We start from the raw sequence: 16,140 nt of genomic DNA on the forward strand, positions 1-16,140 counted from the left end.
GCTGCGCCAATTCAGCCCGGGATATTTCCGCCAAGGCGAAGAGAGAGTATCTAAGGGATACACCCCCGGATCGAGAGCCCATGCCTGCCCTTTGTCGCCATTGCCTGAAGAGTTTTGACGAGGCGCCGAAGCGTTGCCCCGCCTGCGGCAAGGCGCGCATCGTGGCGCATCCGGAGCTGTTCGACCTGCCCATCGCACATATCGATTGCGACAGTTTCTATGCTTCGGTCGAGAAGCGCGACAATCCGGAGCTGTCTTCGCAAGCGGTGATCGTGGGCGGCGGCACGCGCGGGGTGGTGACGACCTGCTGCTACATCGCGCGAATCTCAGGGGTGCGCTCGGCGATGCCGATGTTTCAGGCGCGCAAGCTTTGCCCCGATGCGGTGATCATCAAGCCGCGGATGGAGCACTACGCCAGCGTCTCGCGCGAGATCAGGGCGAAAATGGTGGAGCTGACGCCGCTGATCGAGCCGCTCTCGCTCGACGAGGCGTTCCTCGATCTGGGCGGCACGGAGCGGCTGCACCATGCGCCCCCTGCCCTCCTGATGGCGCGGCTTGCGCGCGAGATCGAGACGGAGATCGGGGTCACCGCCTCGGTCGGTCTTTCGCATAACAAGTTCCTCGCCAAGATCGCCTCGGATCTCGACAAGCCGCGCGGGTTTTCGGTGATCGGGCGCGGCGATACGGAAGAGTTCCTCCGCGACAAGCCGGTGTCGATCCTCTGGGGCGTGGGGGCGGCAACGCGCTCGGCCCTGGGGCGTGCAGGCATCCGCACGCTTGCCGATATTCGCCGCGCGGGGCTGTCGCGGATGGGGGATCGCTTCGGCGCGTCTGGGCGGCGCCTGTTCGAACTGGCGAACGGCCATGATGCCCGCCGGGTCTCTCCCGACTCGCCGATGAAATCCGTGTCGAACGAGACCACCTTCAACACTGACATCGCCGATCGCGAGGCACTGATGGGCAAGCTGTGGCATCTGGCCGAGAAGGTCTCGGCCCGGATGAAGGCGCGCGATCTGGCGGGGCGGACCGTGACGCTGAAGCTGAAAAAGGCGGATTTCGCGACGGTGACCCGGCAGACCCGGCTGGAAGAGCCGAGCCAGCTGGCCGACACGCTCTATCGGGCGGGGGAGACGCTGTTCGACAAGCTGCCGAAGGGGCAGGCCTACCGACTGATCGGGATCGGGTTCTCGGACCTCATGGCGGCGGATGGGCGCGATCCGGCAGGCGACCTGCTCGACCCTTATGCGGGGAAGCGCGCAAGCGCGGAGCGGGCCAAAGATGCGATCCGGGCGCGATTCGGGGCGGATGCGATCCGCAACGGGCGCGGCTGGGACGGGGAGTGACTTACTCCGCTGCGTGGCGCAGCGGATGTGCCCCGAGATCAGCAATCTGACGCGCCGCCCGGCTCATCAGCGCCGCGAACGTATTGAAATTCTCGTTCGGCGCGATGCGGTGCTGATCCATGTAGAGGGCGCGGTCGATCTCGATCTGGATCGCGTGATAGCCCTCGCGCGGATGCCCGTATCGCTGGGTGATATAGGCACCGGCAAAGGGGCTGTTGCGCGCGACGTTCAGCCCCTCGCCTTCGAAGATCAGTTCGATCTCGCGCACGATCTCCCGGTCGGCGCTGGTGCCGTAGCGATCGCCGAGCACGATCTCCGCGCGGCGCGGGCCGGTCGTGGCCAGCGCCTCGGAGGGCATCGAATGCATGTCGAGCAGAATCGCTTGCCCGAAAGCGCCATGCGCCTCGGCCATCAGCGCTTCAAGCTGCGCGTGATAGGGCCGCCAGACATGGTTGATCCGCGCCTCGGCCTCGATCAACGGAATCTTGCCGCGATAGATCGCCCGCGCACCGGATACCACGCGGGGAATCACCCCGAGACCAGCCGCGACGCGCGGTCCGGGATGCGCCCTGTCCAGCCCGGCGATCAGCGCCGAATCAAGTTCGTCCTCCGCCCGGTTGAGATCGACCCAGGCCCTCGGATATTGCGCACAGAGAAGCGGGGCGCCGAATTGCGGCACATCCGCCAGCAGCTCATCGACGAAGGCGTCTTCGGAAGACCGCAGGCGCAGCATGTCCAGAACGGCGCGTTCCTGCAGGCTATGCGGGTAGTGTGCACCGGAATGGGGCGAGGCGAAGACCGCAGCGGTCCGCAACGCCTTGGGGCGATCCAGCCGGAACGGCGGCAAAAGGGCTGGGATGTCGGACATGAAACCTCTTATGATCGCTTAATATCCTACACCGGAACGCTTTCGCGCCAAAAGCCTCTTGAAAGCCGTTTCGACTCTTTATATAGACCCCCAGACCGACGCGACACCGCGCCTTTCGGTTCCCTTCGCGGCCTAGCCGCAAGCGCGAATCAAAGGCACCAACGGGGTCGAACGGGTGTGGGCGGTTAGCTCAGCGGTAGAGCACTACGTTGACATCGTAGTGGCCACTGGTTCGATCCCAGTACCGCCCACCATCTATTCACCGCCCCCGGCTTGCAAGCCCGGGGCATTCGTTTTTCAAGGCGCACCGCGCGCCGCGATACAGGAGAAGGCCGATGAAGGTCCGCAACTCGCTCCGCTCGCTCAAGCAGCGTCATCGCGATTGCCAGGTCGTGCGCCGCAAAGGCCGCGTCTACGTGATCAACAAGACGCAGAAGCGCTTCAAAGCCCGCCAGGGCTGAGGCAGCCGAGCCGAAACGAATAAAGGCCGCGCCAGGGATTTCCCGGCGCGGCCTTTTCCTTTTTTCAGCGTTTCGAGGCTGAGAGAGATCGGCGCTTATTGCACGCCGATCGCCCCGGCCAGAAGCTGCGCCACGGTGGCCTGATCGAGATAGCCTGTAGCTTCCAGCCCGCCCGCAGTCTGATAGCGGCGAATCGCGCGGCGCGTATCCTTGTCGAACACACCGTCGACCTTGCCGGGCTTCAGGCCCATCTGGGCAAGGCGTTGCTCCACCAGCGATTTCGCGACGCCGGGCAGGTTGAGGGCGGCCTCTTTCGCGGCGGCCGCATCCATCGCGTCGCTTTGCTGATTCTGTTGCTGCAGCTCGGCAATGCGTGCCTCGGCCTCGGCTTTGAAGGCCGGGTCGGAGCGGCTTGCGAGATAATCCCGGTAGCTGGCGATGGTGTCGGCTTTGCGCGCGGCGTCCCAGTCTGCGCGATCCGCAGCCTGAGCCTCGGAGCGGCGATCCGCTTCGATCTTGTCGAGACGCTCCTGCGCGAGTTCCGCGAACAGACCGTCGGGATATTTTTTAAGATAGGCGCGCAGCCCCGCCTCATCGCCCGCCTTGCCGGTCTGCTCCCAATAGGCACGGTCCTGCTGGTCGATCTTGGCCTGACGCGCCTCGGCCTCTGCCTTCAGCTCGGCGGCGCGCTTCTCGCCCTGCGCCGTGAGCGCGGTGAGCTGTGCGCGGGTCAGGTAGCTCGTATCGTCGAAGCCGTTGGCCTTCTGCCAGCGCGCGATCGCCCCGCGCGAGCCCGGCCCGAAGATGCCGTCGACGCCTTTCGGGTCGAATTTCAGGATCGTCAGGTACTGCTGCACCTCGCGGCGCTGGTCGCGGCTAAGGTTCAGCGCCTCCTCCGCGGCCTTCGCTTTCTGCTGCGGTTCGTCACGCAGTTGCTGGATGCGCTGTTTCGCCTGAGCGGCATTCGCGCCATTCGGGTAGCGGTCGAGATAGAGCTGATAGGCGGTGATCGAATCCTCGGAGCGCGCCATGTCCCAATACGGGGCAGACGGGTCTGCTTCGGGGGTCTTCACCGGGGCGGGTTTCTTCCCCGTCGGCTCCGTGACCAGGGTAAGATCTTGCGTCATGTAGCCACTGGCGGTCAGGTCTGCAGATTGCGCCGACCGCATCAGCGAGGCGCCAGGCTCGGTCAGATTGCCCGACATCAGGCTCGCGACGTTTTTCGGGCTGCCGCGCAGCACCGTCACACCTTGCGGAATGTCGAGCGTGCCGATCCCGGGTTGGGTCAGGCCGTTGCCGTTGCCCGCGTCATCCGCCGCGCCAAGCAGCAGCACCGCGCGGCCCGGGTGCGCGGCCAGAACCGTCATCACGGCGGACAGCGGCAACGCCTCGCTCACCGCTTCGGGCAGCGAGGTGTCGCGGACATCGACCGGCAGATACCACGTCTCGCCGTCGGAATGGGCGAAGCGGCCCGAGAGCGCCACGACCAGCCGGTCGGCCTCGGGCGCGCGGGTCACGAAATCGCGGAAGCGGGAGCGGATCTCGGCGGCGTCGGCGTCATCCTCGATCAGCACCGAGAAACCTGCCGTCTGCAGCTTCGCTTCGCTATCAGTCAGCGCGGTGCCCGAGCGAAGATCGTCGATCCGCTGGTAATTGGAATTGCCCAGAAGCAACGCCAGATCGGCGGCATGGGCGGGAAGGCCTAGCGCCGCGATCGCGGCACCTGTCAGAAGAAGTTTACGCATGGGGTCCTCCATCTCTCTTACGCGAGGAAACCCCTGAGATCGCGGCTGGGTTCCTCAGTCGTAGCTGCGCTGGTCGTCGATGACCTTACCATCATTCGGAAGCGACCCCGGCGCCACCAGTTCGATCACGCCTTTCATCTTGAGCGCCGCGCGCACGCCGCCGTCGAAACGCGTCGGGTCGTCGGCCTCGGTTTCGATCTGCACGGTCATCACGTCCATCTCGCCGTCGCGCGTGGCGATGACGCGGGCCTTCTGCACCTCTGCATGGGCGGAGACGAAGCTCGCCACCTGTTCGGGGCGTACGAACATGCCCTTGATCTTGGTGGTCTGATCGGCGCGGCCCATCCAGCCCTTGATGCGCATGTTGGTGCGCCCGCAGGGGCTGGTCCCCTCCATCACCGCCGAGAGATCGCCGGTGGCAAAGCGGATCAGCGGGTAGTCGGGATTGAGCGTGGTCACGACGACCTCGCCGACCTCGCCGGGGGCCACCGGATCGCCGGTGCCGGGGCGGACGATCTCGACGATCACGCCTTCGTCCACGATCATCCCCTCCATCGCGGCGCTCTCATAGGCGATGTTGCCCAGATCGGCGGTGGCGTAACATTGCAGGCAGGAGATCCCGCGGTCGGCATAGCTCTGGCGCAGGCTCGGGAAGAGTGCGCCGCCCGACACGGTGGCCTTGGTGATTTCCAGAGCCTCGCCCATCTCTTCGGCTTTCTCGAGGATGATGCGCAGGTAATCGGGCGTGCCCGCGTAAACCGTCGAGCCGATATCGGCGGCGGCGCGGACCTGCAGCTCCGTCTGGCCGGTGCCTGCGGGCAGGACGGCGGCGCCGACCGTGCGCGCGGCATTTTCGAACATCATCCCCGCCGGGGTGAGGTGGTAACCAAAGCAGTTCTGCACTATATCGCCCGGACCGACGCCTGCGGCATGGACGAAGCGCCCCAGCCGCCACCAATTGTAACTGACATCGCCGGGCTCGTAGATCGGACCGGGCGACTGGAAGATATGGGCGAAGGCATGCGCGGGTTTCATGACCAGCCCGCCGAAGGGTGGCGCGCCTTTCTGCGCAGAGCCGAGGTCGGACTTGCGTAGCACCGGTAGCTTCGCGAGCGCCTCGCGCGATGTGACAGCTCTCGGGTCGACGCCTTGCAGATGCGCCGCGATCCCCGGAGCCGTCATCGCCGCGCCGATCAGAGCCGGCAGGCACTCCGCCAAAGAGGCCTCACGCGCGTCGGCGCTGCGGGTTTCCAATTCGTCGAAATGTTCGCGCATCTCTCGACCCTTTCAGTTCAGCGGACAGACCGCCCCTGTGCCGCGCCGAAAATGCTGCGCAGCAATTTAATTGAATCAGTAGGTTAGCGTCACGCCAGCCAGCGTTTCCGGCGGCGATAGCTGCGCACGTCGCGGAAGCTCTTGCGGCCTTCGTCGGACATGCCGAGGTAGAATTCCTTCACGTCCGGGTTCTCGCGCAATTCCTTCGCGGGACCGTCCATCACGATGCGGCCGCTCTCCAGAATGTAGCCGTAATGCGCATAGCGGAGCGCGACGTTGGTGTTCTGCTCGGCCAGAAGGAATGTGACGCCTTCGTTCTCGTTGACCGATTTCACGATCTCGAAGATCTGCTCCACCAGTTGCGGCGCGAGACCCATCGAAGGTTCGTCCAGCAGGATCGTCTCGGGGCGGCTCATCAGCGCGCGGCCCATCGCGACCATCTGCTGCTCCCCGCCCGAGGTATAGCCCGCCTGCGATTTGCGGCGCTCCTTGAGGCGCGGGAAATAGGTGTAGACCATTTCCAGATCGTCCTGGATCGCGGCGCGCCCGTCCTTGCGGGTATAGGCACCGGTCAGCAGGTTTTCCTCGACGGTCAGGTGTTCGAAACAATGCCGCCCCTCCATCACCTGGATCACGCCCTTGCGGACCAGATCGGCGGGGGAGCCGTCCTGCACCCGTTCGCCGCGATAGGTGATCGAGCCTTTGGTCACCTCGCCGCGCTCGGATTTGAGCAGGTTGGAGATCGCCTTGAGCGTCGTCGTCTTGCCCGCGCCGTTGCCGCCAAGAAGCGCGGTGATCCCGCCCTTGGGCACGCTCAGGCTGACCCCTTTGAGCACGAGGATGACGTGATTGTAGATCACCTCGATATTGTTGACCTCGAGCAGGGTCGTGTCGGATTTCGAAGCGTCGAGCATGGTTCTCTCCGGGACGTTGGGGTGGCCCCCGGCGGCGCGCGCCGGAGGCCGTTTTCGATCAGTTACACTGGTTGGTGATGCCGTTTTCCGAAGCGAAGGCTGCGGAATCTTCTTCGATCAGCGGGTTGAGCACGTCCTTGTCGGATTCGATCCAGTCGGAGGCTTCGTTCCACTTCTTCGCAGCGGCATCCCACTGGAAGACCTTGGCGGAGCCGGGGCCCCCGTGGTTCTCGCAGCTCGCCTTGATCGGCTGGGCGAAGTTCGGCAGGCCGAGCTCTTCCAGACGGGCTTCGGTCAGGTCGAGGTTCTCGAAACCGTCGCGCACTTCGGCGGCGTTGACGTTCGACTTGCCGGTCATTTCCTGCGCCTTGCGGATCGCTTCCGAAATGATCATCGCCGCGTACATGCCGCGCGAGTAGAGCATCGTGCCGACCTCGTCGCCCGCACCCGAGGCCTTGCCGGCATCGACGACATATTTCTTCAGGTCGTCATAGACCGGGTAGTCCATGCCGGTGCCGTGGAACGAGAGCGCCTTGTAGCCCGAGGCCTTGTCGCCTGCCGGAGCCACGTCGTTCTCCGAACCCGACCACCAGACGCCGATGAAGTGATCCATCGGGAAGCGGATGTTGACGGCTTCCTGGATGGCGACCTGGTTCATGACGCCCCAGCCCCACATCAGGACATAGTCGGGCTTGTCACGACGGATCTGAAGCCACTGCGACTTCTGCTCCTGACCGGGATGGTCCACGGGCAGGGTCGACAGCTCGAAACCGTGCTTCTTGGACAGCTCTTCGAGCGTGCGGATCGGCTCCTTGCCGTAGGCAGAGTTGTGGTAGACCAGCGCGATTTTCTTGCCTTTGATGTCGCCACCTTCCTGGTCAATGATGTGTTTGATCGCAACCGAGGCGCCATCCCAGTAGTTGGCCGGGAAGTTGAAGACCCACTTGAACACCTTGCCGTTCGCGGCCGAAGTGCGGCCGTAGCCCGGGGTGTAGAGCGTGATGCCGTCAGCGGTGACCTTCGGGATCAGCTGATAGGTGATGCCGGTCGAGAGCGGGTTATAGGCCAGCGCGCCTTCGCCCTTGGTGGACTCATAGCATTCCACGCCCTTCTCGGTGTTATAGGCGGTTTCGCATTCGGGCGTCTTGACCATCTCACCGCCAATGCCGCCGTCACGCTCGTTGAGCAGGGTGAAATAGTCGTTGAAGCCATCGGCGTAGGGGATGCCGTTCGCGGCATAGGGCCCGGTGCGATAGCTGAGGTTCGGCACCACCAGTTCGGCGAAAGCCGGGGCCGTGGTCAGCGTCATCGCCGCCGCGACCAATGCGGTTAGGGTCTTCTTCATTCGGTTCTCCTCCCAGAATGTTCGAGTTTTGCGCCGGGCGTTTCCCGGTTCTTTGTGTTGGGCGGCCCGGCCCTCAGTGCGGGAAGGGCCAAAGCCGGAGTTTCTCTTTCGCGACGCGCCAGAGCTGTGCGAGGCCATGCGGTTCCGCGATCAGGAAGGCCACGATCAGCCCGCCCACGATCATCAGCTCGATATGCGCGGCGAGATCCGTGGGCCAACCGAAGGTGCCGACGAGCACGTTCTTGAGGAAGACCGGCAGCAGCACGAGGAAGGCAGCACCCGCAAACGAGCCGAAGATCGAGCCCAGACCGCCGATGATCACCATGAAAAGGATCAGGAAGGACTTCTGGATGCCGAAGGCTTCGCCCACTTCCGCCGCGCCAAGGTAGACCGCGAAGAACAGAGCACCCGCGATGCCGATGAAGAAGGAACTGACCGCGAAGGCCGACAGTTTCGTCGTCAGCGGGTTCACCCCGATGATCTCGGCGGCGATATCCATGTCACGGATCGCCATCCATTTTCGCCCCACGGTGCCACGCGTCAGGTTGCGCGCGACCAGCGCCACCAGCGTCAGCATCACGAGGCAGAACATGTATTTCGCCATCGCCGAGGTCTGCGCGCCAGTCACGAACACGCCGAACACGGTGCGCTCGGGCGCGTTGATCTGACCCGAGGCCGAGTAATTGTAGAACCACGGCACCTTGTTGAAGAGCCAGACGAGGAAGAACTGCGCCGCCAGCGTCGCCACCGCGAGGTAGAAACCCTTGATGCGTAGGCTCGGCAGGCCGAAGATCACGCCGACTGCCGCCGTGATGAATCCCGCGATGATCACGTGGAAGAAGATGTTGATGTCCGGGAAGGCCGTCATCAGTTTGTAGACGGAATAGGCGCCCACCGCCATGAAGCCGCCGGTGCCAAGGCTGACCTGCCCGGCATAGCCCACGAGGATGTTCAGCCCGATCGCCGCGATGGCGTAGATCAGGAAGGGCACCGCGACCGCGTTCGCCCAGTAGTCGTTGATGAACAGCGGCACGATCCCGAAAGCGACCACCAGCACCGCGTAATAGCGTAGCCGGTCGAACTTGATCGGGAAGGTCTGGCTGTCCTCCCGGTAGGATGTCTTGAAATCACCTGCTTCGCGGTAAAACATCAGCCTCTCCCTTTCGCCAGGGAGAGCGCGTCGTCCCCCGTCAGCAGTCGCCGCGCCGGATCCTCACCCAGGCCCAGAGCCCGGCACCCGCCCCCAGGGCGGCCAGCACGATATTCAGTGTTTGCAAGGTGGTCGGTTCTTCCGGCGGCGCGGCCAGCGCGATCCATCCGAACGCGAGCGCAGCTCCCCAGCCAATCGTGAACACGGTTGCGCAGGTCTTCATCGGTAACGGTCCTCCCAATGATCGTCACATCAGCGCGACGACACTGGGCTCCCCTCCCGTTGACGCCACGATATGCGGCAGCTTGTCGCACCCCTGCGACGCGATCAAGATTTTTCTCACCTTGCCGTGACAGCATCGTGATCATCGGTCAGACCCTCTCGATGATCTTCTCGCCGAACAGACCCTGCGGCCGGAACACGAGGAAGACGAGCGCGAGGACATAGGCGAACCAGTTCTCGGTCGCGCCGCCAAGGAAGGGCGCCCCGATCAGCAGTTCGAACAGTTTCTCGCCCACACCGATGATCAGACCGCCGACGATGGCGCCGGGGATCGAGGTGAAGCCGCCCAGCATCAGCACCGGCAGCGCCTTGAGCGCAATCAGCGAAAGCGAAAACTGCACGCCCGATTTCGAGCCCCACATGATGCCCGCGACCAGCGCGACGAAGCCTGCGATGGACCAGACGAGGATCCAGATGAAGCGCAGCGATATCCCGACCGAAAGCGCGGCCTGGTGATCGTCTGCCACGGCACGCAACGCCCGGCCCTGCTTGGAGTACTGCGAGAAAACGGTCAGCGCGGCCACCAGCAGCACCGCGACGATGGCCGCGACGATATCGAGATTGTCGATGAAGAAGCCGTAGCCGAACATGTTGTAAGTGACGGTGTCGATGGTCTCGTTGATGCCCTGCGGCAGCCCCACATCGAGCGTCTTGATGTCCGAGCCCCACATCACGTCCCCGAAGCCTTCGAGGAAATAGGCCATCCCGATTGTCGCCATGAAGAGGATGATCGGCGCCTGGTTGACCAGATGCTTGAGCACCAGCTTTTCGATGATGATCGCGAGGATCACCATCACGCCCGCCGCAAGCAGTATCGCGACGATCGCCGGAATCTCCCACGGGAAGTTCGTGTAGTGATTGCCCGTCATCGCGTTGATGAGATGGGCGAAGGGCACCTGACCCTTCTGGATGCCGACCAGCGTCAGCGCCGCGAAGAGTGCGAGCACGCCCTGCGCATAGTTGAAGATGCCGGAAGCTTTGAAGATCAGCACGAAGCCCAGAGCCACGAGCGCGTAGAGCACCCCGGCCATCAGGCCGTTCAGCGTCACCTCGGCGGCGTAGAGAACGATATCAGGCATGACGCGCCTCCGATGTCTGAATTGCGAAGCGGATGGTCTCAGTCATGGGCCACCCCCAGATAGGCGTCGATCACGTCTTGATTGTTGCGCACCTCGTCGGGCGAGCCGTCACCGATCTTCTTGCCGTAATCCATCACGACCACGCGGTCGGAGAGATCCATCACGACGCCCATATCGTGTTCGATCAGGACGATGGTGGTGCCGAATTCGTCGTTCACGTCGAGGATGAAGCGGCTCATGTCCTCTTTCTCTTCGACGTTCATCCCGGCCATCGGCTCGTCGAGCAGCAGGATCTTCGGCTCCGCGGCAAGCGCGCGCGCCAGTTCCACTCGCTTCTTCAGGCCGTAAGGCAGACGCCCCACCGGCGTTTTCCGGATATTCTGGATCTCGAGGAAGTCGATGATCTTCTCGACCTTCTCGCGGTTATCGTGTTCCTCGGCGGCGGCACCGGTCCACCACCAACCTGCCTGCGCCACGAGACCCTTCTTCATATGGGTCAGCCGACCGGTCATGATGTTGTCGAGCACCGACATGCCGTCGAACAGCGCGATGTTCTGGAAGGTGCGTGCGATACCGAGACGCGCGACCTGATAGGGTTTCATCGGCCCGCGCTTGACGCCCTTGTAGAACACCTCGCCCTCGGTCGGGATATAGAAGCCCGAGATGACGTTCAGCATCGAGGATTTCCCCGCGCCGTTCGGACCGATGATCGCGCGGATTTCGCCCTCGCGGATGTCGAAGGAGATATCCTTGATCGCCACCACCCCGCCGAAGCGCAGCGTGATGTTCTTCATCTCCATGATGACCCCGCCGATCTGGCGGCCGTCGGCGGTGACGTATCCGTCTTGCATGTCTTTCATTCCGCCGCCTCCGCCATCTGTTTCGGGGCCACGACCTTCGCGTCGGCGATCTTCAGCGTCGCCTTGATCGAGCCCTTGCGCCCGTCCTCGTAGGTCACTTCCGTTTCGGTGTAGATCTCGTCGCGCCCGTCATAGAGCGCCGCGATCAGGTCGGCGAATTTCTCGCCGATCACGTTGCGGCGCACCTTGCGGGTCCGGGTCATCTCGCCGTCATCGGCGTCGAGTTCCTTGTGCAGGATCAGGAAGCGATGGACCTGACAGCCCGAGAGCATCGGGTCTTCGGCGATGCTTTCATTCACCTCTTCGACGTGTTCGCGGATCATCTCGTAGACGCGCGGGTGGCCCGCAAGCTCCTGGTAGGAGGCGTAGGAGATGTTGTTGCGTTCGGCCCAGTTGCCGACCGCCGTGAGGTCGATATTGATGAAGGCCGTGCAGCGATCGCGCCCTGCGCCGAACACCACCGCCTCGAGGATCGAGGGGTAGAACTTCAGCTTGTTCTCGACATATTTCGGCGCGAACAGGCGACCGTCGGCCATCTTGCCCACATCCTTCGCGCGGTCGATGATCCGCAGATGGCCGGTGTCTTCCTCGAAGAAGCCCGCATCGCCGGTGGCGACCCAGCCTTCCGGGTCCTTGGTCGAGGCCGTACTTTCCGGGTTCTTGTAATACTCCACGAAGGTGCCGGGGCTGCGATAGAAAACCTCGCCATTGTCGGCGATCTTCACCTCGACGCCCGGCGACGGCACGCCCACCGTATCGGCGCGGACTTCGCCATCGGGCTGCTGGGTGATGAAGACCGACGCCTCGGTCTGGCCGTAGAGCTGCTTCAGGTTGATCCCGAGCGAGCGGTAGAAGGAGAATATCTCCGGCCCGATCGCCTCGCCCGCCGTGTAGCCCACGCGGATGCGCGAGAAGCCCAGCGTGTTCTTCAGCGGGCCATAGACGAAGAAATTGCCCAGCGCATAGGACATCCGCTTGCCGAAGCTGACGGGCTTGCCGTCGAGAATGTCGGGGCCGACATCGCGCGCGACCTTCATGTAATGGTCGAACAGCTTCTTCTTCAGCTTGCCCGCATCTTCCATGCGGATCATCACCGAGGTCAGCTGGTTCTCGAAGACCCGCGGCGGCGCGAAGAAATAGGTCGGCCCGATCTCACGCAGGTCGATCATCATCGTCTCGGGGCTTTCCGGGCAGTTCACGGTGAAGCCCGACCAATAGGCCTGCCCGATCGAGAAGATGAAATCGCCCACCCATGCCATCGGCAGGTAGGCCAGAACCTCGTCATTATGGTTCAGGTGATCGAATTCCGAGGACGCCTTCGCGGTCTCGATGATGTTGCGGTTCGACAGGACCACGCCCTTCGGCTTGCCCGTCGTGCCCGAGGTGTAGAGCATCACGCAGGTGCTGTCATAGGTCAGCTCGGCGATGCGCTTGTCGAGCTCGGCCTCGTAGCGCGAATGGCCCGCGCGGCCTTCGGCCTGCACGTCCTCCAGCGCGTTCATCCGCGAGTGGTCGTATTTCCGCATGCCGCGCTTGTCGGTGTAGGTGACATGGGTGATCGCATGGATGCGGTCCTCGATCTCGACGATCTTGTCGACCTGCTCCTGATCGCCGCAGACGACGAAGCGCGCGCCGCAATGCTCCATCACATAGGCCATCTCTTCGGCCGCCGCGTCCTGATACAGCGGCACCGGAATCGCGCCGCACATCTGCGCCGCGACCATAGACCAGTAATGCATGGGGCGGTTGCGCCCGATGATGGCGACATGATCGCCCCGCTCCACGCCGAGGCTCAGGAAACCCAGCGCCATGGCGCGGATTTCCTCGGCCGCTTCGGCCCAGCTCCAGCTCTGCCAGATCCCGAATTCCTTTTCGCGATAGGCGGGGTAGCCACCGTATCGGGCCACGTTCCGCGCCAAAAGCGCAGGAATCGATTGGGCAGAGTCCTGCCCCTTCGCGACTGCGTCAGCCAAATTTTCCTCCCTCGCGCCGGTATGTCCGGCGTCCCTCGACCGCTCTGGGCGCTCCTCCGCGCACAGTTCGGCATGGCTCGACAGTCTCTGTCAAAGTTTTCGTGATCTTTTCGTGATTGTAACGAATTCTTACGACTTCGCTGCGCAGCGAAACGCGCTTTGCCGCGCCGTCCGCCGGTGGTAGCAAAAGCCAAGGAGCGGGAGGGGCAAGGTGAGCGAAACAAGCCGCGAGCGGCTGACACAGGCGGGGCTGAACCTCATCGGACAGGCGCTGTCGATCTTCGACAGCGATCTGCGGCTGGCCGTGTCGAACCGGCAATACCAGCTGATGTTCGACCTACCCGATGCGCTGACCCGACCCGGCACCACCTTCGAGGATACGATTCGCTTCCTCGTAACGCGGGGCGAATACGGCGAGGTGGATGATATCGAGGCCGCCGTCCGCGAACGGGTCGAGACAGCGCGCGCCTTCGAGGCCCATTACATGGAGCGGCAACGCGCGAATGGGCGCACGATCTCGGTCGAGGGCGCGCCTCTGCCCGAAGGCGGCTGGGTCACGGTCTATACCGATATCACGCCGGTGAAGCGGCAGGAGGCACTGTTGCGCGCGCGATCCGAAGAGTTGTCGGGTCAGCTCCTCGACCATGCCGAGGCGCTCGCGGCGGCGAACCGCGAACTCGCCGCGACCAACATGGCGCTGGAGGAAACCTCGCGCCAATTGGCCATCACCGAGGCCCGCACCCGGCAGGTGACCGAGATGATGCCTGCCCATATCGCGCGGGTCGATCGCGACCTGATCTACACCTATTCCAACCGGCGTCTGTCAACTGTGATGCCCGGCTCGCTCGCCAATGCGGTCGGCCACCATGCGAGCGAGGCGCTCGGACCAGAGACCTATCGCAAGATCACCCCCTGCTTTCGCCGCGCGCTTGCCGGCGAGGCGAGCGTGGTCGAGATCACCCATGACCCGTCGGGCCGCCGCATCCGCGTGGCGCTGACCCCCGATCTCGCGGGCGAGGACAAGGTAACCGGGATCTATATCCTCTCCACCGATGTCACGCACGAAGCGCAGGTCCGCGCGGCGCTGGCGCAAACGGCGAAGCGCGAATTGGCCGCGCAGCTGTCCTCGGGGCTGGCGCATGATTTCGCCAATCTGCTGACGATCATCCTCGGGTTGCAGGGGCGGCTCGAACGGATGGAGGGGCTGCCTGCGGAGGCGCAGGAGGCGATCCGCGCGACCCTTGGCGCGGCGCGGCGCGGCGGCACGCTTCTCGACCGGATCGCCGCGATCTCGGGCCCGCGCGAGCTGCGCCCGCAGGCGGTGGTGCTGGACGATCTCTTCGACGATCTCGCCGCGATGGCGGGGCCGACGCTGCACGATCCGGTGACGCTCGACTTCACCAATAACGGTCTGAGCGACCCGATCCTGCTCGATCCCGGGCCGCTGCAGGACAGCCTTCTGAACCTGATCCTGAACGCCAATCACGCAATGCGGGCGAAGGGCGGCACGATCAGTATCGAGGCCCGCGCAGTGCGCGACACCTGGGTCGAGATCACCGTCACCGATCAGGGCGGAGGCTTCTCGGACGAGGCGCTCGAACACGCGCTCGACCCGTTCTTCACGACGAAGGGCAAGGAGGGCTCCGGGCTCGGCCTGTCGATGGTCTATGACCAGACCAAGCTCGCGGGCGGCACGCTGCGGCTGGAGAACACCGAGGACGGAGCGCGCGTAACGATGCGGCTACCGCTGAAAGCCGCCGCCCGGCAAGCCGACCCTATGATGGTTCTGCTGGTCGAGGATGACGAGGACATCCGCGCCAGCACCCGAGACATGCTCCGCGCCCTCGACCATACGGTCGTAGAGGCGGGTACGATCGCCGAGGCCGAGGCGCTTCTGAACCTGCCCGACATTGAACTGGTCCTGTCGGATATCCAGCTGCCCGGACCGCGCAGCGGGGTGGATCTTGCCCGCAGTATCGGCGATCAGGTTCCAATGATCCTGATGACCTCGCTGCCAACGGGCGATGCGCTGCGCGCGCAGGCCCCCTGCCCGGTCCTTCAGAAACCCTTTACCGCCGCGCAGCTTGCGGCGTTGCTTGCGGGAGTGCCTCGATGAGTGCCGACCACCCCCTTGTCGCGATCCTCGACGACGAGCCCGAAATTCGCCGGATGCTCTCCGATGCGCTCGAAGAGGCCGGGTTTCGCACGACCTGCTATGCCCGCGCGACCGAGTTCGAAGTTGGGCTGAAGCGCTCTTCGCCGGATGTCTGCCTCGTCGATCTGGGGCTACCTGATCGCGACGGGCTGGCGCTGGTGCATCGGCTGGCGCTGGAATCCGGCGCTGCGATCATCATCATCTCGGGCCGCGCGCAGGTGCAGGACCGGGTGACTGGGCTGGAGCTTGGTGCGGATGATTACATCATCAAGCCCTTCGATCCCGCCGAGGTCGTGGCGCGCATCCGCGCCCGCCTGCGCAAGGGGCGCAGCGAAAGTCCCGCGCAGGCGCAAACCGCCCGTTTCGCAGGCTGGACCGCGCATTTCGACCGCTACCTCCTCGTCGCGGAAGATGGGGCCGAAACCTCATTCTCCCATGCCGAGGGGGAGGTGCTGCGGCTGTTTCTCGAAAGCCCGAACCGGCTGATCACCCGCGCGCAGATGCAGGAAAGCTTGGGCGGCGCGGCGGGCGAGAGCTTCGACCGGGCGATGGATGTGCGGATCTCTCGGCTGCGTACGAAGCTTCGCGAAGATCCGAAAAACCCACGCCTTATCAAAACGATATACGGCGCTGGGTACATCTTCCTGGGCGAAGTCCGCTGGAGCTGAGGACATAGCCCGCGCTGCGGGC

General features: G+C 64.0%; 14 protein-coding genes and 1 tRNA gene. 5 read left to right on the forward strand and 10 right to left on the reverse strand.

Annotated elements, in window-relative coordinates; genetic code table 11:
- Positions 1-80: 80 nt before the first annotated feature.
- The gene (locus BMG03_RS00350; protein ID WP_075775421.1) at positions 81-1,343 is read left to right on the forward strand and encodes a DNA polymerase IV; all 1,263 of its coding nucleotides are present in this window, start codon (positions 81-83) and stop codon (positions 1,341-1,343) included.
- A 1-nt stretch (position 1,344) separates the two neighbouring features.
- On the opposite strand, the gene BMG03_RS00355 is transcribed toward BMG03_RS00350, so the two are convergent.
- Positions 1,345-2,211, reverse strand: a complete 867-nt coding sequence (locus BMG03_RS00355; RefSeq protein WP_075775420.1) for an N-formylglutamate amidohydrolase — start codon at positions 2,209-2,211, stop codon at positions 1,345-1,347.
- Positions 2,212-2,390: 179 nt separating this feature from the next.
- On the opposite strand from BMG03_RS00355, the gene BMG03_RS00360 reads away from it, so the two are divergent.
- Both BMG03_RS00360 and ykgO read left to right on the forward strand, forming a co-directional pair.
- Positions 2,391-2,465, forward strand: a tRNA-Val gene (locus tag BMG03_RS00360).
- 81 nt (positions 2,466-2,546) lie between these two features.
- A complete protein-coding gene (gene ykgO / locus BMG03_RS00365; RefSeq protein ID WP_038074920.1) occupies positions 2,547-2,672 on the forward strand; it encodes a type B 50S ribosomal protein L36 in 126 nt (41 codons plus the stop codon).
- 95 nt (positions 2,673-2,767) lie between these two features.
- Here ykgO and BMG03_RS00370 read toward each other — a convergent pair whose 3' ends face one another.
- The 9 genes from BMG03_RS00370 to BMG03_RS00410 all read right to left on the reverse strand — a co-directional run bounded on the left by BMG03_RS00370 (position 2,768) and on the right by BMG03_RS00410 (position 13,295).
- A complete protein-coding gene (locus BMG03_RS00370; protein WP_075775419.1) occupies positions 2,768-4,417 on the reverse strand; it encodes a peptidoglycan-binding protein in 1,650 nt (549 codons plus the stop codon).
- Positions 4,418-4,471: 54 nt separating this feature from the next.
- Positions 4,472-5,692, reverse strand: a complete 1,221-nt coding sequence (locus BMG03_RS00375) for a phenylacetate--CoA ligase family protein (RefSeq protein WP_075775418.1) — start codon at positions 5,690-5,692, stop codon at positions 4,472-4,474.
- A gap of 89 nt (positions 5,693-5,781) precedes the next feature.
- A complete protein-coding gene (locus BMG03_RS00380) occupies positions 5,782-6,606 on the reverse strand; it encodes an ABC transporter ATP-binding protein (protein WP_075775417.1) in 825 nt (274 codons plus the stop codon).
- A gap of 58 nt (positions 6,607-6,664) precedes the next feature.
- Entirely contained in the window at positions 6,665-7,951 is a 1,287-nt protein-coding gene (locus tag BMG03_RS00385) for an ABC transporter substrate-binding protein (protein ID WP_075775416.1), read from the reverse strand.
- A 73-nt stretch (positions 7,952-8,024) separates the two neighbouring features.
- Positions 8,025-9,101 carry a branched-chain amino acid ABC transporter permease gene (locus BMG03_RS00390; protein ID WP_075775415.1) on the reverse strand — a complete coding sequence of 359 codons (1,077 nt, stop codon included), beginning with the start codon at positions 9,099-9,101 and terminating at the stop codon, positions 8,025-8,027.
- 40 nt (positions 9,102-9,141) lie between these two features.
- A complete protein-coding gene (locus BMG03_RS00395) occupies positions 9,142-9,324 on the reverse strand; it encodes a hypothetical protein (protein ID WP_075775414.1) in 183 nt (60 codons plus the stop codon).
- 148 nt (positions 9,325-9,472) lie between these two features.
- A complete protein-coding gene (locus tag BMG03_RS00400; protein ID WP_075775413.1) occupies positions 9,473-10,462 on the reverse strand; it encodes a branched-chain amino acid ABC transporter permease in 990 nt (329 codons plus the stop codon).
- 38 nt (positions 10,463-10,500) lie between these two features.
- The gene (locus BMG03_RS00405; protein ID WP_075775412.1) at positions 10,501-11,322 is read right to left on the reverse strand and encodes an ABC transporter ATP-binding protein; all 822 of its coding nucleotides are present in this window, start codon (positions 11,320-11,322) and stop codon (positions 10,501-10,503) included.
- Positions 11,319-13,295, reverse strand: coding sequence for a long-chain fatty acid--CoA ligase (locus BMG03_RS00410; RefSeq protein ID WP_075775411.1), 1,977 nt, complete (start codon positions 13,293-13,295; stop codon positions 11,319-11,321). Before BMG03_RS00410 ends, BMG03_RS00405 begins: the two co-directional genes overlap by 4 nt.
- 211 nt (positions 13,296-13,506) lie before the next feature.
- On the opposite strand from BMG03_RS00410, the gene BMG03_RS00415 reads away from it, so the two are divergent.
- Positions 13,507-15,411, forward strand: a complete 1,905-nt coding sequence (locus BMG03_RS00415; protein ID WP_075775410.1) for a hybrid sensor histidine kinase/response regulator — start codon at positions 13,507-13,509, stop codon at positions 15,409-15,411.
- Complete coding sequence (locus BMG03_RS00420) at positions 15,408-16,118, forward strand: response regulator transcription factor (RefSeq protein ID WP_075775409.1); 711 nt, start codon at positions 15,408-15,410, stop codon at positions 16,116-16,118. The genes BMG03_RS00415 and BMG03_RS00420 overlap by 4 nt, the downstream gene beginning before the upstream one ends.
- The last annotated feature ends 22 nt before the right edge of the window (positions 16,119-16,140 follow it).

The sequence above is a fragment of the Thioclava nitratireducens genome (assembly GCF_001940525.2).
In the GTDB taxonomy this organism is placed as follows: Bacteria; Pseudomonadota; Alphaproteobacteria; order Rhodobacterales; family Rhodobacteraceae; genus Thioclava; species Thioclava nitratireducens.